Below are 22,319 nucleotides of genomic sequence, written 5' to 3'. Positions count from 1 at the left end.
AACGACTTTTTTAGAAGGAGAAATATGATGAAATCGTTCAAAATGATCCTGGCATTGTCGCTGGTTACTATTACCGGATTGGGTGTGCAACAGTTAGTGGAAGCGCAGCAACCACAAGCAGAAGGGAACCAGCGCGATCAGTTACGCATAGCAGCGCAGCAGATCTGCCCCGTCTCAGGACAGAAGCTGGGTGATCACGGGAAGCCGATCAAAGTCAAAGTCGGCAAAGAGTCGGTCTATCTGTGTTGCAAAGGCTGTTTAAACAGCAAGATTAACCCGCAGCACTGGTCGACCATTCACGCCAACTATGCCAAAGCGCAAGGCAAATGTCCGGTGATGAAAAAGCAGCTGCCACAAAAACCGAAATGGACCATTGTGGATGGACGGATAGTTTATGTTTGCTGCCCCCCCTGCACCAAAAAGATCACCGCTGATCCCGAGGCCTATCTGAGTAAAGTCGATGCACTGTACTCGGCGAACTTGCGGAAATAGCAGATACACAACCAGTTCATCGGGGAATGCTTTAAGCAAATTCCCGGTCGACTCCTGAGTGGACCGCCAGAGTGATCGTATGTCGCGCTAAGATACGACACTCAGGCGTTCCCTCTCTTCTCTATAGCTTGATCAACCGGGGCGTCAGCGATTGAAGGAAAGTAAAAGTCATGTCAGTCTTATTTGCCAGTATCGCCCGATTCAAGAATCAACCCCGTACGATCAGATTTCAATTACTGCTTTCCGTGAATCTGACGCTCAGTATCGCGCTGGCAGGACTCCTGATATTGCAATATTACAGGGAAATCGAGCATGCGACCGCACAGATGCGGACAGGCTTAAACGATGAAGCGATCGCGATTCAGTCCGCAGTTTCCCATTTAATCCAGGATCATACGGATCATCAGGATCGCAATGTCCAGAGCTATATCAACAAAGTCTGTTCAGAAATGAGAAAATCAGCCTCACCCGGACACCGGATTATCGTCAGCCTGAATGGGAAATATATACAGACAGGTCATGCTTCTCCGGATAGTGAGGCGATCCTGTCCGAATTTGACTTTACAAATCCGAAATCGTTCAATCTGGCAGACTTCCAGCAACACCAGCTTGTCATTGGTTACAAGACTGGCAAAGGAGCAAGCGTCTTTGTGATCGAAACATTAAAAAATGTACGTCGCGCGATCCGAACCAAAGTCCTGCTTCAGCTTGGTGTGCTTGGGGCATTAGGCCTGATCGCGGCCGGGATCGTCAATCTCGTGCTACTGAAGTTTGTGGGCAGACCGTTAAATCAACTCTTAAAGACTGTGGAAAATATCAGGTCCGGCAATCTGGATACCATGGCCCCAGGCTTTACCAGTAGTGAGATGAACTTACTGTCCTCTTCAATCAATTCCATGAGCGCGGCACTGAAGGAAAACGATCGTGACCGCCGCTCCCAGATGGAGAAAGCACGAAAGATTCAGCAATACCTGCTGCCCCACGGAGTTCAAATATCACAGCTTGAAACAGCGCATATCTTTGAACCGGCAGACAGTGTGGCTGGAGATTATTACGACTTCCTGCCTTTGTCAGATGGATCATGGCTCATCTGCATTGCCGATGTGAGCGGACACGGTGTTCCCGCTGCCATGGGGGCTGCCATGTTGAAATCACTCCTGCTGGCTGCTTCTGAAAAGCCCCCCTATGATCCGGTTACGATCATGAAAGAAGTCAACCGTCAGTTTACCGCTTCGATTCTGCCTGGAAATTTTGCATCCATGTTTCTTGCACGCTGGGAGCCGGAATCACATACCTTGACCTGGGTGAGTGCAGGACATCTCCCAGCCCTCTTGCAGAAAAAATCAGGAGCCCTGGAAACATTAAAAAGTACAGGCCTGTTAGTCGGCATTGACCTGAATGCCGAGTGGGAGCAGAAAACGACGATACTTTCATCAGAAGATCGAATTCTGCTCTTCAGCGATGGAGTCACAGAGTCGACCAACGCCGAAGGGACTTTATTTGGAGTAGACCGACTTACAGATTTATTTTCCCACAGGACTGACAGCTCACTTCTGACAGAAATCATGCGAATCAACGAAACCATTGCGAAATGGCGTTCGAATGCTTCTCCGAATGATGATCTGACGCTGGTGGCACTGGAGCGCCAATCCGTTGCGGACCTGAATCAGTCGGGAGGTCGGTCGTCGAGAGAGAACGAGGAGCTCAATGTTTTCACTCGGTAAGCAGAACATAAAGTTTACCTGACCCGTAATATCCTCACATGGGGGCCTGGGTACGGTAGATTTATTTGTAATCACTGTTTCAGTCAAATCAATTCTACCGATGTTAACCAGTGTGTATCGGTTCCGATCATATCAGGGGGGGAGGCCAAGGATGGCCGTACGAAAGTCAGCTTATTTCTTAAGTATGTTACTGTTATTGTCCGGCTGTAAAACTGCACAGCAGGTCCATGACCCCGGTTACGCACAAGTTTCCGAGTCCGTTCAACAGGCCGCATATACTCCCGCCCAGGCGACCGTCAATCCCGTTGCTGCCGACTTGCAGGGCGCGCATTCCGTTGAAGAGTACATTCAATACGCGTTGTCACAAAACCCGGATATCCAGGCAGCCCGAAAACTCGTAGAAGCCAACGCTCACCAGGTCCCTGTCGCTTCGAGCCTGCAAGACCCTACTCTGGGAATGACGTTTTATCCTGAGCAGGTACAGACGGCTTCAGGCCCTCAGGAATATGCGTTAAATGTTTCACAGAAATTCCCTGCACGAGGGAAACTGAATGCCCAGGGTGAACTCGCCGAATCACAGACCAATCAATCAAGAGCGCACCTGGCAGCCGTCGAACTGGACACGATTGCCAAAGTGAAACGAGCCTATTACGAGCTCTATTTTATTCAACAGACTATCGCTGTAACCGAGGCAGATAAACAGTTACTGGTTGAGATCCGTGACGTCGCGAATGTACGCTATAAGACAGGAAAAGTCAGCCAGCAGGACCTGTTGCGGGCAGAACTGGAAATCTCCAATGTTGAGAATGAATTAATTCGCCTGCAACAAAGACTCGAAAGCGGTCAGGCCAAACTGGCACGTCTGCTGCATGTTTCACCACAGACAAAATTACTGGCACTCGATCATATCGCCCCCGGATCTCTGCCTGACGACCTGAACTGGTTGCAGCAACAGGCGGTTGCTTCTCGTCCCGAATTGCATGCACAACTGGCAGCACTCGAAAAAGACAGGCAGGCCCTCAATCTGGCACGCCTCGCCTATAAGCCGGATCTCACCCTGGGAGCCACCTGGATTGATGTAGGCTCGACCGGCGTCAGTCCTGTCGCTAACGGAAATGATTCGTTTCTGATCACGGCAGGCATTAACCTGCCCATCTACAGAAAGAAACTGGATTCGGCAGTGCGCTCCGCTGAGGCAAAAGCAGTCTCGACGGCCCGATCCTATGATTCATTAAAAGATGCCACTCAAGAAGAAGTCGCAGACCTATTCGCGCAAGCCAAAAGCCAGCAGGATCTGATAACCCTGTTCCGTGAAGACATTCTTCCCAAAGCACGCCAGACGTTAGAGGTCTCCAGCCAGGCCTACAATACCGGAGAAGTCGATTTTTTACAGCTGGTTGACAACTGGAGAGAACTGCTCCGATTCGAGGTGAGTTATCTGAGAATCGAAGCATCACTGGGACAATCACTGGCAGAGCTGGAACGCGTCGTTGGCGGGGTCAACCCGCAGGCATTGCAACCCATTCCCGCGGCGCCGGAAGCACTTGAAAATTTACCGCTGCCAGAAGAACCATAACAGACAGGACTGCAATCGAAGCGAAGCAGTTGCCAACGAAGGAGCTTAAAATGAACAATGCTCAAAAGTGGATGCGCTGGCCCGCAACGCTGGGAGCGATCGTGCTGTCAGGTTGTGCATCGACTTACCACAGTTATTCCGGCTGTGACGTTGACTGCCAGTATTGTGAACCACCTCCGCTGCCGTATACCAGCTACGACAATTGTGTTTGTCACTCCAGCCAGGTTTCAAGCTATCTGGAGCGCCTGCCGCATCAGCCTGAAGCAGCAGATCACGGGGACAGTAATGCAGAATCAGGAAAGTGAACAGGTCGTTCGCCATCCCTTTGGAAAGTTCACCTATTTACTTTGTTCTATACTGACTTTGCTGATCGGAACCGCGTTCATGGGCAGCAGCAGAGTCTCTGTGATGCTCTTCTGCCTGTTGTTTTCGACCGTTCTGCTCACAGCAGTCGTCTCTGTCTGTCATCGCCACAAGACACTGGGGATTGGACTTACGCTTGTCGTCCTGATGCTGATATTGAATGTCAGCAGTTTTCTTACCCGCAGCTATTCACTGACGGTTCTGCACAACAGTCTGGTGATCATTTTCCTGGCGTTTGTGTTTTACCATATTCTGAGTGCCGTATTTCACGACGACCGGGTAACACTCGATACCATTATCGGAACTGTCTCCCTTTACCTGCTGGCCGGACTCCTCTGGTCCTATCTCTACTCAACCATCTTACTGGTTGATCCAGCCGCTTTTCGCTATGACCTGGTCAATGCCTCATCCGAAGCAGTCACGTTACGAAACTCGGACCTGCAACCGTTGATTTACCTGTCGTTCGTCACCATGGCGACTCTGGGATATGGTGATATCGTTCCGGTATCCGGCCCCGCGCAAACAGCCTGTTACCTGCAGGCTGTCTTTGGTCAGTTTTATTTCGCCATCCTGGTTTCCAGGCTGGTGGCCATGTACATTTCAGCTGTGACCCAAAAGAATCAACAGCATGCCCAAAGCAGTTAATCCAGTGCACGATGATTCAGCCTGAGGTGGATGTCTATCTGGGCCAGTTCGCAGTGCTGTTTATCTTGATATTCTAGGCATTTTCTCGCCTGAGGGTAGTCAAGCCTTTTTGGTAAAGATGTGCAGGACATCATATCTGTCCCAAATGCCCCTTTCAGTCTGGGTAGTGTTTCTGAGATGATGACACAGTTGGAGATCACGAACTACGCAAGGTTAAACAGCCACAGCAAAGGCCATTGGGGATTTTTGATATCTAAAAAAATGTCATCGCCGACCACCCGCAAAGGTGGTCGGCTTATAGAAATTATCAAGAACAAGAAACTGGTTCAGTCAAAGTGATTTCCTGCGAGTACGACCATCAGGTACAGGCAAACCACGTTGCTCATGCCAGTATTTGACTGAGCTGGTCACCGTATTCCGGTCAATTTTCAGAGCTTCAGCTATCCGTCCGAGTAACAATCCCTGAGCGAACAGTTTCATCACATCTTCCGCGATAGACTGATAGCGGGGAGGTACTTTGTGTTTTACCGAGAGTTGCGACCGTCGGGATCGTCCATCCGGCTTTTTCTCTCCCTGTAGTTCAAAGACTTCATCTAAAAGCTTCGTTACTCTGCTCCGGCTGACGCCTAATGCTTCAGCAATTTTGAATTCCGGTTCTTCGGCGTCGTACATCCTTTTGGCAATCTCTCTCTGCAGACCTGCTTTATCAGGTTGAATGAAGTCAATCACGACTTCATCGCCCTGTTTAGTACCTTCGATCGAGGATGAGGTACCGGCAAGAAAACTAGAAACCCCTCTGATGTTGAGCCGGAATATCCCTCGAAAATAATTCCGTTTTCTCAGAGGAATCTCGTTTTCTTCCAAAGTAATCTCACCGCAGACAAGTGCACTCAGGGCCTTGTTGGCGGCAGGCGAAGATTCCTTCAGAACATCAAACAACTGCTTAAGCCGTTCCTTCAGCCATGCTTCGGAGGGTTTTCTCGGGTCATGGTTCCGCTCCAGCCGGAGTTGTTTCAGCTCAAATTGGATTTCTTTCTGCTCTTCCTTCCTGGATTTGAGGCGCCGGTGCAGATCCTCTGGGGGATCCCCCTGCTCGACCAGGTCGACCAGACGCTCGATCTTTTGAGTTACCTGGTGTAACTCCCGTTCTTTTTCTCTGATCATCGCAGGAAACCGGTTTTCGTAATCCCTATACAGCTTCAATAAATCATCAAAGACACACTGAAACCACTGATTGTCCTCCAGGATAATTGTCCCGATTTTTTCGAGCATCATCGACTCCAGCAGCTTTAAAGGCACAGAAGTGACAGCGTCACAGGTACCACGTTTCCCGCCGCGACAACGGGCTCGTTTGCCGTCAGAATAGAATGGACTGCCACACTGGGCACACTTCAACAGCCCATGCAACAGCTTGACCTTGCGACGACCATTCGTTTCAGTGGATGAGCCGGTAAATTTGCCATTCACGCGGCGGTGCTTTTCCCACTTTTGTGCATTGGCATCCAGTTTTTCCTGTGCTAGTCGAAACGTGTTGTCATCAATGATACGCAGGTGAGGCAATTCTCGTTTCCATTGTTCACACTCTTCTTCCGACCGAGGCTTCTGACAAACAATGCCCGTTTCAGGGTTACGCACGTTTTGCATCTCTCCCCAGGGCCAGTCACCAATATATTTCGGATTCGATAGCAGATTTACGACAAGGTCATGGTGCCACTCTTTACTCGAAGAACGATGATCTTTAGGGGCCTTTAAATGATTGATTTTTTTGACAATCTGGCCGATTGATATTCCTTCATCGACATACCAGGTAAAGATCTGACTGACCCATTCTGCGTGCTCCTGGTTGATCACATAGATCTTTCGCGGCTTACTGTTACGGCCTGCTCGACTCTGTTCCGTACCCGGCACTGGCTCAGAGCCGTAACCAAAGCACCAGTCTCCCACAGAATAACCACTGAGCAGGGCGTTCTCCTGTCCTCGGAGAACAGCTGCACTTAATTCTTTGATGAACTGCTCATGGATGGCAGCAAAAATCGCAGCGATGACTTCCCAGCCGGTTGTATTCGTGTCAATATTCTCGATGACACAGATACAGCGAACACCGTAGACATAGACGAGCTTCTTGAGGATCGGTAATGTAATCACCGATTCTCGAGCAAGTCGGCTCAGACTATATAAATACAGCACATTGAATTTACCCTGCTTTGCTGCCTCCAGCATCGCATTTAGGCCCTCTCTTTCAAGCTTCGTGCCTGATACGGCCCTATCTTCAAATTCGTAAACAGGTAGAATAGTATGGCCGAAACGCAAGGCGTGTTCCCGACACTTTTGTCGCTGCTGATCGATACTTTCATCGCGCTGGTTATTCGAACTGAAGCGAGAATAATCAGCGGCTACTTCAGGGACCTCCTGGGATTCCTGCTTCTTTTTACCTCGCCGCCGTTTTCTAGCATAAACAGAAGCTGACTCATCAGCGATCGGGACTGGAGCATGGCTAAAATCAATTTGTGCTGAAAGTGTGCTGAAACGATTGCCAAATAACAGAAAACAACCAGCACTAACCAAAAGCAACCATAAGACTGCTTCCCCTACAAAAATAGGAGTATAACGCTTAAACGCTACTATGCTAGAGTAAGATGAAAATAGGGGGCCGAGTTTCCCCCTCTCTCCGCTTATTTGATTGCCGTTGAGTTATAACCCTATAACTCAGCGGCATTTGCTTTTTCTGGACCGCTCCAGAGCTTCCCATTTGTGGCACTTTTTGTGGCGTTTTGTGGCACGGGGGTTCTCTGAAAGGTTCTGTTGATGAAGCAATCATCAAAACAAAATCGGAAGACATCGTTCCGTATCGGCAAAGTCCGCGGCGATCTGCGCGGTAAAATCTGGTATCTCACCTATCAGGAAAACGGCAAGCGTTTACGTCCCCGGATTGGTCCTGACAAAGACCATGCGCGTCAGATGGCAGCCCAGATCAATTCTCAACTGGAGCGTCGGGTACAAAAAGACTGTTGCCCGTCAAGTTCAACGGCCAATTGATCTTTGACAACAAAACCTACTGAAAGAACTGACGTAATTCGGAGCAGGTCTGCCGTGAAGGACTGTTGGTTGTGACATTTCAGGAGCAAGGGCGCGTACGCAGAGCGTGAAAAAATGACTTGTGTCTTGATTTAGTCTATGCAGCAATCCGCTCGTACGATTTGATCAGCCCGCCGAGATGTTCCTCGCAGTGGATCTCATCGAGCTTGATTGTCTCGTATTCGGGTGGCGGATCGATAGAGCAAGGTGGTAGATATTCTCGCGAGCTATGGGCTCGATGTTTGTTGTAATAATCAACGAATTCCGAAACAAGATAATCGAGATGCACTTTGACGAATGCGATAAAATGGTTCAAGGCTTCGTATTTAATCGTTTGCACAAACCTTTCGACCCGGGCATTCAGATTGGGAGATCGGATCGGCAGCCTCTTCGGCTGGATGCCTTTATTTTTCAGGAACTGCCTGAAATCGGCAGAAAACTTTGTATCTCGATCATGGATCAGGCAGGTCGGCTTCTCATCACGATCGGTAACGTGGTTTACAAATGCTTTGACCTGATTCGTGACCCAGGCTGAGTCCGGACTTCGGGTTGATGGTGTCACAAAGACTTCACGCGTCTCAAGATGCATGAAAACCAATACATACAAATCGACGATGCCCCGCGGTGTCACAGCTCGTTTCGTAAAGAAATCCCAGGCCCGGAGTGTTTCTGCATGACTTTTGAGAAACTGGTCCCAAGTGCCGGTACTTCGTTTCGGACTTGGCTCGATCCCTGCTTCCTTGATTATGTTCTTCACCGTCTGACGACAGATCCGGGAGATGCCGAGTTTCCGAAGTTCCCCCAGGATGCGAGTGTAGCCGAACCCCTTTTCGCGGGCGATCTTGAGAATCAGTTCTCGCATCACGGCACTCTTTCCTGGCCGACCAACAGGCTTTTTCTTCCGTCCTCGTTTCTCTTCCAGTAAACGACTCCCAGAATTTGTCCACGCTCGAGTCATCTCGAAGACGGTTTTGTACGGGATGGATCGACTCATCACTTGCAGAACGTCCCGCTGCCGCTCCGTGATGACCACCTTGGCTGCCTTGCCTGGCATAAGAGACCTCCCTGTCTCAGTTGAGAAACTGTAAATTCTCGGAAGCCTGCCACAAAACTCCGATTCCATGCCACACCGATTGGCGGATCGACATCTAGTCTCCCGTGGCTCCAGTCTCGCTACTCGCCCTTCTTTGCCGTCGTCAGTCGTGCTTGCGAATCCGCCAAATCGAATTGTCGCTGGGCCGTTTCGTATGCTCCGAGTGCCCCGGACCGCGAACGCTGTACTGCCTGTTGATCAAGTTGCACCAATGTCTGAAGCTTTTTCTGGTACTCGCTCATCTTGCCATTCGCAAAGGCCAATTCAGCTTCCAAGTCGATCGTTACACGTTTGAGATCGGCAATGGCTATTGGCGACAATCTACCGTAGGACGCCTGCAATTCTTCCTGGTTTAAGGCGACTAGGATTCCGAGGTATTTGATCACGCTCTCTTTATCGTCGTTGACGACTGCCAATTCGTAATAGGCTTGGGCCAGTTCTTTCTGCGACTGGCGTAATGTGGCCCGGTCGATCTGTTTTTGTGCGAAGAGCCGAGCATTTGCTTCCGCCGATATTTTCACAGTCGCAGTCAATTGACCCAATGCGCGGATTTGCGCCTGCTTGTCCCCTGATGCATTCGCGAGACGCACTCGGCGATAAACCGCTTCTTGTTCAATGATCGCCAGTTGAGCCGCGCTTATCGCTCCTTGAGCGGCTGCGTTCCGCGATTGCTGCAAAGCGGCATTGTCCTGCTCGACCAAAAACCGCAATTGTGCGACCACTTCGCGTTGGTTTCCTTCTGCTTCAGCCAACAGGATCTTCGATTCAGCCAATGCCTCGCGGACTTCCCGCACCTTGTCTGGAGAAACGCCACCGGCATCGTAAAAACGAAGCAAGTCCGACAACGCCTTCTCGGTTCGTGTAACCGCAGTCCGGGCATAACGCACGAGTGCTTCATTCTGGCGACCTGTTTGGGAATACGCGGTCGAAGTCAGCAACAAAACAACACAAACAAAGAATAATCCAACAGCACGCATGATGACGATTCCTAATCAAGTGACCTTGCCCCGATCTTAGTACCAGCCTGAGTGAGAGAATCGGGGTTCATGGAGGCGGTGTTCTTCTGGAGTGAGGCCGTAGGCTTAACGGAAGAAGAACACTGCGCGGCAAATGCCGCAGGGGTCTGGTAATCCAATGCACTATGCAATCTAAGATGGTTGTAGTCAAGCCACCAGTGAGCTTCCGCCACGCTAAGGAACAACTCGCAGTTGACCTCCTCCCGATTTCTGTGGTTACACAACCAGGTCAGACTGCAGGAGAGGTTATACTCTGCAAGCGGGACCTGTTGTTTGTCACAACATGCCCGACATTATTGCGCGAGTTCTCGCACTCGGGAAAAGTCCAGTCCATTCGTCGCCGATGGAGATCATGAATTGCTTACGACCAACGGTTCGAATCCCTCTCATTCAATTTCTAACAACACTAATTTCTTCACACTTCCAACATCTCTCAGCTCTATTGGCCTCAAGCCGTAGAGCTAGGGACGCCATGTTAAACTGCGACATCGATAATGCCGGTGGATCGAACGAGTTCTTTCAGACGATGATCGTTGGTGCGTTGACTGCGTTTGCTGTTGGACATGAACAAATTCTGGTGAATCAAGGCGTCCGAGGGAAGAGATCATCAGCAGATAATAACACGAGAGTGTCGAGAACTCGCTCAAAAATGTCAGTAATGTCGTGACAAATAGCAGGGCAGACCTGCGGAGAGAATGAATAGACATTCAATGCATTAGTTATCGCCTTAGGCGATCCGCAGGTCTATCGAAGTTCACGATTCCCGTTTTCTAATTCATTCTCACTTCGATTTACTAACTTGGAATAGATTCTTGGGCAGCTATGATTCCGGTGTTTTTCGTTCTCAGAAAGATAGGAGAATCCTTAGAAGCCTGCATCTTTGGCGGCTTCGGGAGGAAAGTCGACCACGTAACGGATCACTTTGCCCTCACTGTTGAACCACAACAGATTGAACAGTGGAGCAGCCCTAATTTCTGCACCTTCCGAATCGCCTTTCTTGCGGAGAGAAGCGCTCCCTTGCATGAAGTAGGCGCTGCCATATTGATAGACGACGTCGACATAGTGCTTCGTAATGAACGGGGCATCCAGTTTGACAAAGAACTTTTTCACTTCATCCAGACCATGGCTCGTTTTCGGGCCAAACTGCAGCACTACATCGTCTGCAAAGATCTGAAAGCCCGAATCTGCAGAGGTGTCGAGATCATCAATAGATTTAAAAAGATTTAGCATCCACCGAGGTGTCTCGATCGGAATAAATTGGTCGGACATAGTTTTTCTCTAGCTGACTGAGTGGAGTGGTTTTTGAGTGTGTGTAAGTATCTTAGAGATTCCACGTTCTGACAAGCTCGACGATGCCTTTCAGATCCTATGATTGTGTACTGCGAGTTATCAATGTGATAGTAAAATGATAAAACGCCACCACAAGCCATCACTTTGATTTGCGTCGATTCCATTCTCATTACTTAACGAGTAAGCTTGATAACTTCCGGCTTACCGTCAGTGACGAATATTACACGATGTTCGTCCGCCTCCGTCAATCACTGTGTCCTCGCCAGCAGCAATTTCTTCTGTCGAGACCTGCTTGTACAGGTTCACCTCGTCGAGGACGTTTGCGTTCTCGATGCGCTGCTCGCAGCTTCTGTCGAACACGTGGGCGTTTGCGAACAAGATCGGTATTGGCTTCGCATCCTCCGCCAGAAGGTTTCCGGAGAGCGAGGCAAACAACATGACTCTGAGGGCAACTGCGCTAAAGTTGCTGAGAACGTCGAAGGCGTTGATCTTTCATAATGTGTTGCTGAAATATAGTCTACAGAGGGCTGCATTGAGTTGCACTATGCATACAGCCGGGGGGGATATTAGTCATTCCTGAACCGGACGTCGAACCGCTTGACCCGGAATGACGGTGACATCCAACTCGCCTTCCTGAATGACAGGAACACCGTTCACAAGCACATACTGCATGCCGAGTGTGTGCTGATTTGGCTCGGTGTAAGTGGCTCGCACTTCCAGTTTGTCCATGTTGAATACTATGATGTCGGCGTCCATTCCTGCTTGAAGTCGCCCCTTCTTTTTCATTTGCGGGACGCTTGATTCCAAAATCTTTGCAGGACGGTAAGAACATCTCGCAATCGCAGCTGGAAGTGACTCAGCTTTGCGATCACGCACGTAGTCAATAATGAACTTCACGAAGGTTGCGGCGGTTCGAGGATGAGCAAAGGCATCATCAGGCAAGGGCCATTCCTTGCCCTTGATGATGTGTCCGTCCTTTTTGCTCATCCAGGGCATGGCGTCCGAAGCAATGATGCCGCCTGGGTACAAAACGGCGAGGTCCAAATACTCCTGGTCCCGTGGCAATCGGTAATAGTGCCAGACGATAATCTCGCCCGGCGACTCCTTCTGCATTTGTCTCAGTTTCTCTTCGGTCAACGGTTTGCCAAGATACTCGATATCCTTGGCTTTGGCGTCCATCCGCTTCATGTTGGCGGGCTGGAACATGGCGGCATTCACCGCTCCACTGCCAGCGCCGTATGGATAAGCTTCGACGGAGATATTCGCGCCGCGCTCCTGAGCATCGCGAATGATGCGAACGGCCAACGAGATGTCGCTCAAGCTGGTACTGTTCAGATGACAGATATGGACGTGAGAACCAGCCGCAGTTGCGTACGAGATCAACTCGCCGTAGGCCTGAACGGAACTGTTCGGATCGACTTTGCTGAGATTGCGAATATGGGTAAAAGTTGGAACGCCATATTTTGCCGCGAGCTGATGAACTGCCAATACTTCTTTGTAGCCGTAACCCGGTGCATAACCGGAATTGAGCCCGATACCAATACTGCCCTCTTTGATTCCCCGTTCGATCATGCTCAGTATCTTCTTCTGTTGATCATCAGTGGAGACATCGTTGACCCAATGCGTCAATGCGTAGGCGTCCTGAAACCACTCAAGGTTCGGCTGGGGCGTCAAGTCTTCGTGCGCAGAAACACGTGCATAAGTCCATGCTGCAGAGACACCGTAGTTCAATACCCTGCCTGACCGGCGTTGATTGTCGTACCAGGCAGCAACTGGCAAGATGCCCGACTCAAGTTCCAGCGCCGTGGTCACTCCATCGAACGCCTGCATGCGATCGGCTGGAATGTTCTGTCCGTGAGCATGGAAATCGATGAAGCCTGGCGCTACGACATGACCACTGGCATTGATCACTCTTTTTCCGGTGATCGCTTGCTTCGTGATCTCCGTGATCGTGCCGTCCTTGATTCCAACATTGGCGACAGCATCAAAACCAGTTTCTGGATCGATCACGCGTCCATTCTTGATCACAAGATCGTACTCTTGAGCTTGAACCGGAATGACGAACATCCCAATTAACGTAAGTAAACTGTACAAGCTTGTTATGAATTTCATTTCCTGTGGTGTCCTATAAAAATCACGATCACTCAAAAGCTCTTCGCGCTGGCATAAGGTTTTTACCTATTATAGCCATTCACGTTAGCAAATAGAAAGGTGCGGTTTCCAAACTCTGAGATTACCTGATGCTATCATCAGGGGATGATTGGCAAAATTAGTCGTCTGTAAACTAGATGTCATGATCCTGAACACGCCGGCTGTAAAGGGAAGCCAATGGGTTCGCTGAGAGGCCATGCACGATGACGCTGAAGAGGATTGTCCAACTGGTCGTGGCAATCAATAAGTCTTTATGGGGCAGGCTGGCGTCGGCAACCATCACTGCAAATACAATGCTGGCCAGCCCGCGCGGACCGAACCATCCCAGAAAGAGGACTGTATCAAGGCGGAAGTGTTTACCGAAGAGGCAAAGATAAACGGGAAGCATCCGGATAATTGTCAGGCTGGCAACGGCATATAACAGGATTCTCCAGTCGAATTGCAGCACAGGAGGTGCCAACAGGAACGTGCCAAAGGCAAACCAGGTTAGCAGTGCCAATGTATCGCCTGTTCCTTCCGCGGCTTCCAGAACGACGTGCTTGTGTTTATGAGTCAAAGCGCCGAAAGTCATTCCACCGATAAAACATGCTATGAAGCCGCTGCCTCCCAGGAATTGAGCCAGTGCGAAACAGAATATCGATAATGCAATCACAGGAATCTGCAACCACGATCCAGCGACCCAGCCGCGCTCCGCGCAAATCCGCAAAGCAGCGCTTCCGGGAATGCTCAACCCTAACCCGATCGCAGCGCCGATGCCGATTGCCTGCAGAGGGAGCGAGATGGCTAGCGTAAGAGCTTCCTTCTGTCCCTCAACTTGATCGCCAGCCAATGCCAGGAACAGAAGCAAAACCGGGACGCAAATTCCATCGTTCAGACCGCTCTCGACGTTTAAGCTTTCACGGACAGAATCCGGCACCGCTTCATTCGTCACGACCGCCTTGCCCAAGGCGGCATCGGTCGGAGCGAGCATTGTCGCCAACAGAGCAATTTCTAACAGGCCGAGGTCTTGGAAGAGAACCCAGCCCACAAGGTATCCCATCGCAATCGTCAGGGGCAATCCAACCAACAGCAATCGGACGAGAAGTGATTCAAAACGGCGCAGAGTTTTCAAATTTGAATTAGCTGAGTCGGTGAACAATACCACCGCCAGCGTCAACTCGGCCAGCCAGCTCAGCCCTTCCCCTTTAATGTTCAGATCGACCAGTCTAAAACACTCCGGCCCGCAGATAACCCCCACCAGAACATAAATCATTGCCCCACTGATCGGCGTCCGTTCCAGTCTTGAAGCCACCAGACTGTACAGGAATGCAAAACACGCAACTACCGCGAGAATCTGGTAGGGGGACATTAGTGTCAGGACTTTCAGGATGAATGATTCAGGATGAACTCAAATGAGGATCAGCTCGGCAGAAATTTTACCAAACTATGTCAGATCTTTTCCACTCAAATTAAATCAAAAGTAGGCTTTAGTCCATTCTGCCCAGTCTAACGCATTGAGGTTTCTCTGAAAGTCAGTCAGTGCTTTGACAAGAGACTTATGTGCAAAAAGGTATGCTTCACTAGAGTCAAGTCGGTGCAACAATTCATCATCGATTGAATCGACGTTTACCGATCGTTGTTGGCTCAAGGAATGCCCAGTGGCTGCAAATATTCCAACATACAAGGAATAGAGCCTGTCGATGTCAATAGATTGACGCTCGTGCAGACGATCAGTGATATCAATCCAAATCACTCTCAGAATCAAGGTGCCCACCGAATCTATAACTGCTTCGATTTCCCGAGCTTGGATTCCTGGTTTCGTTCGATATTTGATGACGCCATAAAGCTGTTTCATTTTCATGTATTGATTCAATAAAGAGTGCTGTAACCGACGTGAACTGCAGTCGAGGTCAGATTCGGGTCTTTTTGAAACGTCCCTGAAGAGGACTGACAAGTCATTGCAAATCGCGCTGACCAACTTCAGAAAGCCGCTTCGCGGATTACGAGTTTCAAACAGCGAAGTAATCAAAACAACAATGAAAAAACCACCGCTCAAACCTAAATACAAATTTGTGAAAGTATCAAACTTGTAAGTTGGTGGCGTGGGGGATACTGAAACGAGGATGTTGATGACGATCACCTGAATCAGACTGGTGAGGCTCCGAAATGGGTTTGGACTCGACATTCCATACAACAAGTAAAGAAACAGGATCGCCAGCAGCGGGGCCAGTTCCTCAAAACTATCCAAATGAGGCATAACCAGGAAATGAAAAAACGCGGCGACCGGCAAGATTGTCAGCAGGCTCTTTACCAGTGTCCCGGTTGCCACCGAAACCGGCATGGTTGAGTTCTTTAAGATGAGTACAACGATCGGGACGATGGCAATATGGAGCGCAAGTGGCCAATTCATAATCAACAAAAAATAGGTCGCCACAACAAGCTGGACCACTGCCAGCAGGGAACGGTGGAGTTTTGTTTCCCAGTCGATTTTACTCGCAGAAAGTGATTTTGGCTTATTGCCCGGCTTCGGTAGCGCCTGCAAGTTGTCGATGGCGTGCAGGGCCTGGCTAGCAGATCGATGAAACAGGTGGCATCGTTCAACCAATAAACCTTCAGCAGGGGGCGCAACATCCTCTTCAACGGACAGCCAGGAATCGAAACTGTCCCGATCGGCTTCCTGCTGTTGTGGGATTGGTTTGGCGTCACGAGCTAAGTCAAATTGCTCCAACAGAGACACGCAGCACTGGTCGAGCTCGCGGAATAGATTATCGTAAGACTTGATCCGTATACCTTCAGCTGACACAAGTCCGAAATCATCCTGCGTGACGACATTTGCAATGGATGCTGCTGCAAGGGTAAAGTCCTCGAGTCTTTCGCAGAGGACCTCATAGTTTGCGAAGTTTCGTTTGATTCTAGAATTTTCAATCCGTGCGTTCGCCAGGAGTTGGGGCAGGGTGGTCGACATCACGATGATCTCAGTTTGTAACGACTTTGCATCCTCAATTTTCTGATCCGGATTAAGCAAGCAACTGTGGGTGATTATTAAGAGTTGCTTAACGTCCGATAGCAGTTTGTCGACAGCGGCTTCAAATTTCCGATCAGCCCGGAGAGGCCAGATCACGCCGAAAGCTAACCCGCTCAACACTAGACCGAGAATGGTTGTGGATAGCCTGACGATGCTGGACTCGAATACCCCGGACGGGTTCAGACCACCGGGCCAGCCAAGAATCGCGGTGCTCAACAAGGTGACCAACCAGGCATAGGGTCGTTCACTGCCCTGTACTCCCCAAACACAGAAGGCCGTCCACAACGACATCGCGCCGATAAATAGTTCACGGTCATGCGCGAAAGCCGCAACCATCACCACGCCCATTACAGCCCCCACGATGGTTCCCAGCAATCGCGACAAAACCTTGTCCAGAGTTGTACCCCACGTCGCTCCGTACATTATAGCCACCGTGATTGCCGCGAGGCCAGGGTTCCATTCCAGACGCAGAGCTACCCAATATGCGATCAGCATCGCGACCGTACCGCACAACGCAGTCATGACTCGAGACGCATCGAGCTTACACCCCAAGATCGTCACGAATCACTCCTCGTCCGATGGGTATACGGCGACAGAAGCTGTAGTACCAGAAATCAGCTGGATCTCTTCGGGGACATTCAGGAGCTGAATCGTGACCGGAACACGCTGGGGCAAACGAACCCAGTCAAACGTTGGCTGAATCTGTGGCACCTGTCCCGGCTGACCTTCTGTGGGAGCGATGTTCGGCGGATTCACGGCATAACCGATCGTTTTCACTTGACCTCGCAGTTTCTGGTTCGGATTGCTCATCAACGTGACAATCGCCTCGTCCCCCTCTTGGATGTTTCGGAGTTTCGTTTCCTGGAAATAAGCATGCACACGGAACGATTCTTTCGAAACCAAGACTAGCAGAGGTTGTCCGGCGACCGCGTAGGTCCCTTCGTCGATAGCAAGATTACTGACGTATCCATCGCACGGAGCGACAACACGTGTCCGATTTAGTTCGAGTTCTGCTTGAGATCGACTGACAATTGCAGTGCGGACTCGAACATTATCATCACCTGGCTTCCCGAGCGTCGCTTTCGCCTGATCCAACGAAGCTTTCGCCGAGGCTTCGGCTGCTTTGGCTTCAGTCAGAGAGTCTTGAGCAATCAGCAAATTGATTTTGGCTCCACTGTAACTGGCTTTCATCTGTGTCAATTTCAATTCGGCTTGAGTCAATCCCGCCTGAGCATTCGCCAGTTCCGCCTCTTTTGCGGTTGACTTGGCCGCAGTACTCTCGGCAGTTTCGATTGAACCAGCCTTTTTGGCCAACAGCCGTTTGGCTCGCGCCGCTTCCGATCTGGCATTGTCCAGTTCCGCCTGCCTCTGTTTTATCAATTGCTGAGCAGAGATGATGCCTGCGTTTGCCTGTTCAATGTTGGCCTGAGCAATCTTGATCTGTTCCTGAGCTGCTGAAATGTTTCTTTTAGCCGTTGCCCTGGCTGCCTGAGCTTCTTCAAATCGGGCCGCTGAAACTCCCACCGAGGCTTCCAAAGAGGCGACCTCATCCCGTGATTGATCGATGGACACCTCGGCTTTGTCCAGTGACAATTGATACGACGATCGATCGATTTCGAACAGCAACTCACCGGCTCGCACAAATGAGTTGTCGGTAACAGCGACATTGACAACTTGGCCATTCACTTGGGGAGCGATCTGGATGATATTGGCGCGGACCTGACCGTTTCGCGTCCAAGGTTCCAAAGTCCAGCGATTGTATAGCAGCAAAGCACTGATTGCAGCCACAGCTACAAACGACCAAGTCACCAGTTTGGGAGCAATACTTTTGAGAAAGTTCGAAGGCTCGGACATCATCGACTCCTAAGGGGTTATCCATACATGGCCGATGAGCGATGTTAACAAAATCCAGATCGCCAAAAATGCCAATGGAGGATGCCAGAAATAACGGCTCAACCCCGCACGATTCAGGATATTCGCGACCATGGCGGCAAGCAACAGACCGAACAGGCAGATCAGAAAGAAGGGGGGAAAGTAAATCCCCAGAAGATCGAGTTCCGCGGGAGTTTGAAACATATCCGGCATCCGTACGATATGGATTTGACGACCTAAGCCTTAGAAATACAGCCTGGCTCAAATCGCAAACGTGCGAGGCTGGTTCTGCAACAAACGGCCGCAGATAGGGCGGTTAGGGGAGTATGGGAAAGATTAACATACAATACTTAAATGTCAAAATATAAATTATTATCCGGCCAATTTTAAAAAGCTGGAAAAATAAGTCGGATAGTGCCGAATAGGAATAAGGGGAAGAATATCAGGATGATTCGGATTCTCCTGAGGAAATACATGCCTATTCGTTGTGGAAGAGAATTGATCGTTGTACTTGCAGTCTACACTTATACGGCTGATAGCCGGCCTGAGCTGCATGTTTTGTTGCGGATGCGGTCTGTCCGAATGGGCTCGGCAAGGACTCCGAGTTGGGCCTGACTACTGTCCACCCACTGTTGCGATTGCCCCCGAGTGGATTGACAGCGGCAACAAGCACGTTTTACCACTGCCGAACGAGCATCCTGACTGGTGGAATACACTCCAAGACCCCATGGTTAATGAGCTGATTCGATTCGCGCACGGACAGAACCTGTCCCTGCGTCAAGCTGGCACACGGGTCATGCAAGCGCGAGCCACCCGAGCGATTGCGATGGGGCAATTCTTCCCCCAGGTGCAACAAGGGTTCGGTACTTCCAATCGCATTCAGCAAAGCCGGAATGTGGCACTCGCGGCCCCGCTGCAGAGCTTCGATCAATGGGAGACCGGCTTCAACGCCTCGTGGGAACTCGATCTCTGGGGCAAACTGCGCCGCGGGATTGAGTCCGCGGATGCCAGACTGGAAGCCTCCATCTATGACTACGATGCGGTACTTGTATCTGTGATTGCCGAAGTGGTCTCCGCTTATATTGAGATTCGCACCTTCGAACGGCGGTTGGATATCGCGCGCAAGAACGTCGAGATTCAGGAATCTTCTCTGGAACTATCCAGCAATCGCTTCCTGGAAGGGAAGACAAGCCAGGTAGGGGTCTACCTGGCGGAGTCGAACCTCAACGCCACCAAAGCTACTATTCCGCCCTTACAGACCGGATTGCGACAGGCCAAAAACCGATTGTGCGTTCTGCTGGGAATCCCCCCTACTGATCTCTCGCCACTTATCTCACCGGGGATCGGTCTGCCGACAGTGTCTTCGGATATCGCGGTAGGCATTCCTGCTGATCTACTCCGGCGCCGCCCGGATGTCAGACAGGCCGAACGTCTGCTGGCCGCTCAAAGTGAACAGATTGGAATCGCAACCGCTGATCTCTACCCGACCATTTCCATCACGGGTGAAATCTTCCTCGCTTCGGAAGAATTCAGTGATCTGTTTCAATCGTCAAGTACGGCTGGTTCGGTCGGTCCTTCCTTTCGCTGGAACATTCTGAACTACGGCCGCATTGTGAATAACGTCGCGCTGCAGGATGCCCGGTTCCAGGAGTTGCTGGCGAATTATCAGAACACCGTTCTAATAGCGAATCGTGAAGTGGAAGATGCTCTGATTGCATTCTTGAAATCTCAGGAGGAAGTCGAGTATCTGCAGGCGACTGTCGATGACTTGAACGAGTCATTGAATTTACTGCTGATCAATTTCGAGGAAGGATCAATTGACTTTTCCCCCGTGTTCGTTCTGCAGGGTACTCTTCGAGCCACTCAGGACCAACTGGCGGCCGCACAGGGACAGGTGCTGCAGAACATGATCTCCGTCTATCGTGCACTTGGAGGCGGCTGGGAACTCAAGAATACTGAGTATCAGACGACAACGGTTCCAATCATCGAAGCCCCCGAAGAGAACTCGAAGATACTGCCGCCTTTTCCTCTCCCCGAAGTGGATGAGACTATGAGCAACGATTCATCCTACGAGGTCAAAGATGACCAGATGCTTGAAATGCAGGAAACGGCTACTCCGGAAGGGCGTTGGGAAATCGGAAAAGTCACGATCCTGACCAGTGATCGGCAGCCATCTACTACGCGACATGAGGATAGAGATGAGTAGCAAACAGGTGACTTCGATCAAGATCTTTCTAATATTCGTGCGACATTCCATGCACTACTGCTGGTTATTACGTTCAATACTTGGAATGCAATTCGCGATCATCTTATCAATGGGAATCCTGTTTGCATGGTTTGAATCGATCCCGGCCGGGCAAGGATTATATTTTTCGATGATTACATCCACCACGGTCGGTTTCGGTGACATTACGCCCAACACCGGCATCGGGCAACTCATTAGCGTTGTACTCGGATGTCTAGGCCTAATCTCTTTCGGCTTGGTCGTCGCTGTCGCAACACAAGCCTTTAAAGTCACCATCGAAGAGTGCCTGCTGAAGGAAGACGACTCGCCGACAACCGAATCCTCTGATCCCAGAAGCAGGACATAATGAGGTTACTTTTTGGAGCGATGTTTATCCGATCCTTGAGAGGTCATGCTTGTCCTGCCACGGGCCTCATCGCCAAGCCAGCGGCTTTCGTGTGGACCGAAGAGAAGACTATTTCGATGGTACGTCGAGTGCCGCCTTGGTCCAACCGGGCAACAGCGACGGAAGTCCTCTGATCTCGATTCTGTCAGGAAAGAAGATAGGAATGGCGAGAGCCGACGTGCATCGGCTTAGGGATGACCAGATTGCCATCGTGGCAGCCTGGATTGATGCGGGCGCTGATTGGCCCGACCGCCCGGAAAAGCAGACAGGTATAAAACTGTAAACAATGGCCAGAAAACGTAGCGACTGCCGGGGAGTAGCAAATTGGATAAAAACGTAGCGCCCAGATGACCACCTGGTGGTTTTAGGTCAGACTCTCAGTATATGAGTCAGTTCTGATCCGGAAACAGCGGGGGCAAGGGTGATTACAGATATGGAGCTATGGGGGGAGATCCATCGGCGTGTTCTGATCGGAGAAATCAGTCAACGTGCTGCTCGTGACGAGTCCGATATTCACTGGGACACGTTACAGAAAATACTGACCTACTCGGAGCCGCCGGGAGATCGGCTGACTAAGCCCCGTCCTTCCAAGCTGGAGCCGTTCCTGCCGATCATTCATGAGATTCTGCAGAACGACCGCAGCGTTCACCGCAAACAGCGCCACACGGGGAAGCGCATCTTCGAACGTCTGCTGGACGAACACGGGTATTCCGGTGGAATCACGATCATCCGGGAAGCCATCCGTGACTGGAAGGCCCAGTTCCGCGAGGTTTTCCTGCCACATCGCCATCCCCCCGGGAGAAGCCCAGGTGGACTTCGGCTTTGCCGATGTCTGGCCGGACGGCACACTGACCAAGGTCGCGTTATTTGTGATGACGTTACCTTATTCGGATGCCATTTTTATCCAGGCCTTTCCCCAGGAGTGCACGGAAGCTTTTCTGGAAGCCCTGAACCAGCAGTTAGTGCAATGCTGTCGGAACGATCTGCAGCGTCAGTTGCGGGGACAGAGCTCTCCCAAGCGGAGCCTGCTGGCGGAAGAACAACGGGAGTTCCTGCGTCCTCTGCCACAGCAGACATTCGCAGCCTGCCGGCTGGGACAGGCTCACGCGGACTCCCTGTCGCTGGTCCGCTTTGATACCAACAGTTACTCGGTTCCCACAAAATACGCGCATCGCCAGATCACCATCGTGGCCACCATTGCCGAAGTGCGGCTGGTGTTTGAAGGGACGTTAATCGCACGGCACCAGCGGGACTGAGATCTGCCGGTCTGTCTGGGCATTCTCCGCCGCCGGCTGGAAGCCGAACTGCAGTCAGCCGGCACGCCGGAGTTTATCAAGGTACTGCGTCTGCTGGAACGTCATCCGATCACCACGCTGAAACGTGCAGTG

Annotated in this window: 21 protein-coding genes and 1 pseudogene; 12 read left to right on the top strand and 10 right to left on the bottom strand. The window is 50.7% G+C overall.

Annotated elements, in window-relative coordinates:
• Positions 1-27: 27 nt before the first annotated feature.
• The 5 genes from RID21_RS19910 (at position 28) to RID21_RS19890 (ending at position 4,800) form a co-directional block, all read left to right on the top strand.
• Positions 28-492, top strand: a complete 465-nt coding sequence (locus tag RID21_RS19910; RefSeq protein ID WP_350191886.1) for a hypothetical protein — start codon at positions 28-30, stop codon at positions 490-492.
• 170 nt (positions 493-662) lie between these two features.
• Entirely contained in the window at positions 663-2,216 is a 1,554-nt protein-coding gene (locus RID21_RS19905) for a PP2C family protein-serine/threonine phosphatase (RefSeq protein WP_350191884.1), read from the top strand.
• A 151-nt stretch (positions 2,217-2,367) separates the two neighbouring features.
• The gene (locus tag RID21_RS19900) at positions 2,368-3,792 is read left to right on the top strand and encodes a TolC family protein (protein WP_197993586.1); all 1,425 of its coding nucleotides are present in this window, start codon (positions 2,368-2,370) and stop codon (positions 3,790-3,792) included.
• A 50-nt stretch (positions 3,793-3,842) separates the two neighbouring features.
• Complete coding sequence (locus RID21_RS19895; RefSeq protein ID WP_145039112.1) at positions 3,843-4,097, top strand: hypothetical protein; 255 nt, start codon at positions 3,843-3,845, stop codon at positions 4,095-4,097.
• Positions 4,078-4,800 (top strand): ion channel, encoded by a 723-nt coding sequence (locus tag RID21_RS19890; protein ID WP_350191882.1) that lies wholly within the window; start codon positions 4,078-4,080, stop codon positions 4,798-4,800. The genes RID21_RS19895 and RID21_RS19890 overlap by 20 nt, the downstream gene beginning before the upstream one ends.
• Positions 4,801-5,130: 330 nt before the next feature.
• On the opposite strand, the gene RID21_RS19885 is transcribed toward RID21_RS19890, so the two are convergent.
• Positions 5,131-7,146 (bottom strand): recombinase family protein, encoded by a 2,016-nt coding sequence (locus RID21_RS19885; RefSeq protein ID WP_350191916.1) that lies wholly within the window; start codon positions 7,144-7,146, stop codon positions 5,131-5,133.
• Between RID21_RS19885 and RID21_RS19880 the strand changes: the two genes are divergently transcribed.
• Together RID21_RS19880 and RID21_RS19875 are read left to right on the top strand one after the other, a co-directional pair.
• Complete coding sequence (locus RID21_RS19880; RefSeq protein ID WP_232102306.1) at positions 7,096-7,266, top strand: hypothetical protein; 171 nt, start codon at positions 7,096-7,098, stop codon at positions 7,264-7,266. The two genes, RID21_RS19885 and RID21_RS19880, sit on opposite strands and share 51 nt — an antisense overlap.
• Before the next feature lie 339 nt (positions 7,267-7,605).
• The gene (locus RID21_RS19875; protein WP_350191880.1) at positions 7,606-7,836 is read left to right on the top strand and encodes a hypothetical protein; all 231 of its coding nucleotides are present in this window, start codon (positions 7,606-7,608) and stop codon (positions 7,834-7,836) included.
• Between the two features lie 136 nt (positions 7,837-7,972).
• Here the strand turns inward: RID21_RS19875 and RID21_RS19870 are convergent, their stop codons facing one another.
• The 8 genes from RID21_RS19870 to RID21_RS19835 form a co-directional block, all read right to left on the bottom strand.
• Positions 7,973-8,929 carry an integrase core domain-containing protein gene (locus RID21_RS19870; RefSeq protein ID WP_350191878.1) on the bottom strand — a complete coding sequence of 319 codons (957 nt, stop codon included), beginning with the start codon at positions 8,927-8,929 and terminating at the stop codon, positions 7,973-7,975.
• Between the two features lie 119 nt (positions 8,930-9,048).
• A complete protein-coding gene (locus tag RID21_RS19865; RefSeq protein WP_350191876.1) occupies positions 9,049-9,945 on the bottom strand; it encodes a coiled-coil domain-containing protein in 897 nt (298 codons plus the stop codon).
• 903 nt (positions 9,946-10,848) lie between these two features.
• Entirely contained in the window at positions 10,849-11,214 is a 366-nt protein-coding gene (locus RID21_RS19860; protein WP_350191874.1) for a hypothetical protein, read from the bottom strand.
• A 630-nt stretch (positions 11,215-11,844) separates the two neighbouring features.
• Positions 11,845-13,386, bottom strand: a complete 1,542-nt coding sequence (locus RID21_RS19855; protein WP_350191872.1) for an amidohydrolase family protein — start codon at positions 13,384-13,386, stop codon at positions 11,845-11,847.
• 172 nt (positions 13,387-13,558) lie between these two features.
• Complete coding sequence (locus tag RID21_RS19850; RefSeq protein WP_350191870.1) at positions 13,559-14,773, bottom strand: cation:proton antiporter; 1,215 nt, start codon at positions 14,771-14,773, stop codon at positions 13,559-13,561.
• Positions 14,774-14,878: 105 nt separating this feature from the next.
• Complete coding sequence (locus RID21_RS19845; protein WP_350191868.1) at positions 14,879-16,990, bottom strand: FUSC family protein; 2,112 nt, start codon at positions 16,988-16,990, stop codon at positions 14,879-14,881.
• Between the two features lie 3 nt (positions 16,991-16,993).
• Positions 16,994-18,283, bottom strand: a complete 1,290-nt coding sequence (locus RID21_RS19840) for an HlyD family secretion protein (protein ID WP_350191866.1) — start codon at positions 18,281-18,283, stop codon at positions 16,994-16,996.
• 9 nt (positions 18,284-18,292) lie between these two features.
• Positions 18,293-18,427, bottom strand: coding sequence for a DUF1656 domain-containing protein (locus tag RID21_RS19835; RefSeq protein WP_350191914.1), 135 nt, complete (start codon positions 18,425-18,427; stop codon positions 18,293-18,295).
• Between RID21_RS19835 and RID21_RS19830 the strand changes: the two genes are divergently transcribed.
• The 4 genes and pseudogenes from RID21_RS19830 to RID21_RS19815 all read left to right on the top strand — a co-directional run.
• On the top strand, positions 18,365-18,541 hold the full coding sequence (locus RID21_RS19830; RefSeq protein ID WP_350191918.1) for a hypothetical protein: 177 nt from the start codon (positions 18,365-18,367) through the stop codon (positions 18,539-18,541). The genes RID21_RS19835 and RID21_RS19830 overlap by 63 nt on opposite strands.
• A 313-nt stretch (positions 18,542-18,854) precedes the next feature.
• A complete protein-coding gene (locus RID21_RS19825) occupies positions 18,855-20,507 on the top strand; it encodes an efflux transporter outer membrane subunit (protein ID WP_350191864.1) in 1,653 nt (550 codons plus the stop codon).
• Positions 20,500-20,892 (top strand): potassium channel family protein, encoded by a 393-nt coding sequence (locus RID21_RS19820; protein WP_350191862.1) that lies wholly within the window; start codon positions 20,500-20,502, stop codon positions 20,890-20,892. Before RID21_RS19825 ends, RID21_RS19820 begins: the two co-directional genes overlap by 8 nt.
• A 49-nt stretch (positions 20,893-20,941) precedes the next feature.
• Positions 20,942-21,058 (top strand): annotated as a pseudogene (locus RID21_RS19815) (c-type cytochrome domain-containing protein); the annotation flags it as partial.
• 399 nt (positions 21,059-21,457) lie between these two features.
• Here the strand turns inward: RID21_RS19815 and RID21_RS19810 are convergent.
• Entirely contained in the window at positions 21,458-21,715 is a 258-nt protein-coding gene (locus RID21_RS19810) for a hypothetical protein (RefSeq protein ID WP_350191860.1), read from the bottom strand.
• 25 nt (positions 21,716-21,740) lie between these two features.
• Between RID21_RS19810 and RID21_RS19805 the strand changes: the two genes are divergently transcribed.
• On the top strand, positions 21,741-22,187 hold the full coding sequence (locus RID21_RS19805; protein ID WP_350191858.1) for a Mu transposase domain-containing protein: 447 nt from the start codon (positions 21,741-21,743) through the stop codon (positions 22,185-22,187).
• Positions 22,188-22,319 lie beyond the last annotated feature (132 nt).

The organism is Gimesia sp. (genome assembly GCF_040219335.1).
GTDB lineage: Bacteria > Planctomycetota > Planctomycetia > Planctomycetales > Planctomycetaceae > Gimesia.
This window is presented reverse-complemented; position numbering and strand designations above follow the sequence as displayed.

Bases quoted from the DNA above. Each gene is read 5' to 3' on its own strand.
- RID21_RS19910 (WP_350191886.1), top strand. From the start codon at position 28: ATGAAATCGTTCAAAATGATCCTGGCATTGTCGCTGGTTACTATTACC.
- RID21_RS19905 (WP_350191884.1), top strand. From the start codon at position 663: ATGTCAGTCTTATTTGCCAGTATCGCCCGATTCAAGAATCAACCCCGT.
- RID21_RS19900 (WP_197993586.1), top strand. From the start codon at position 2,368: ATGGCCGTACGAAAGTCAGCTTATTTCTTAAGTATGTTACTGTTATTG.
- RID21_RS19895 (WP_145039112.1), top strand. From the start codon at position 3,843: ATGAACAATGCTCAAAAGTGGATGCGCTGGCCCGCAACGCTGGGAGCG.
- RID21_RS19890 (WP_350191882.1), top strand. From the start codon at position 4,078: ATGCAGAATCAGGAAAGTGAACAGGTCGTTCGCCATCCCTTTGGAAAG.
- RID21_RS19880 (WP_232102306.1), top strand. From the start codon at position 7,096: ATGGCCGAAACGCAAGGCGTGTTCCCGACACTTTTGTCGCTGCTGATC.
- RID21_RS19875 (WP_350191880.1), top strand. From the start codon at position 7,606: ATGAAGCAATCATCAAAACAAAATCGGAAGACATCGTTCCGTATCGGC.
- RID21_RS19870 (WP_350191878.1), bottom strand. From the start codon at position 8,929: ATGCCAGGCAAGGCAGCCAAGGTGGTCATCACGGAGCGGCAGCGGGAC.
- RID21_RS19865 (WP_350191876.1), bottom strand. From the start codon at position 9,945: ATGCGTGCTGTTGGATTATTCTTTGTTTGTGTTGTTTTGTTGCTGACT.
- RID21_RS19860 (WP_350191874.1), bottom strand. From the start codon at position 11,214: ATGCTAAATCTTTTTAAATCTATTGATGATCTCGACACCTCTGCAGAT.
- RID21_RS19855 (WP_350191872.1), bottom strand. From the start codon at position 13,386: ATGAAATTCATAACAAGCTTGTACAGTTTACTTACGTTAATTGGGATG.
- RID21_RS19850 (WP_350191870.1), bottom strand. From the start codon at position 14,773: ATGTCCCCCTACCAGATTCTCGCGGTAGTTGCGTGTTTTGCATTCCTG.
- RID21_RS19840 (WP_350191866.1), bottom strand. From the start codon at position 18,283: ATGTCCGAGCCTTCGAACTTTCTCAAAAGTATTGCTCCCAAACTGGTG.
- RID21_RS19830 (WP_350191918.1), top strand. From the start codon at position 18,365: ATGCCAGAAATAACGGCTCAACCCCGCACGATTCAGGATATTCGCGAC.
- RID21_RS19825 (WP_350191864.1), top strand. From the start codon at position 18,855: ATGTTTTGTTGCGGATGCGGTCTGTCCGAATGGGCTCGGCAAGGACTC.
- RID21_RS19820 (WP_350191862.1), top strand. From the start codon at position 20,500: ATGAGTAGCAAACAGGTGACTTCGATCAAGATCTTTCTAATATTCGTG.
- RID21_RS19810 (WP_350191860.1), bottom strand. From the start codon at position 21,715: ATGTGGCAGGAAAACCTCGCGGAACTGGGCCTTCCAGTCACGGATGGC.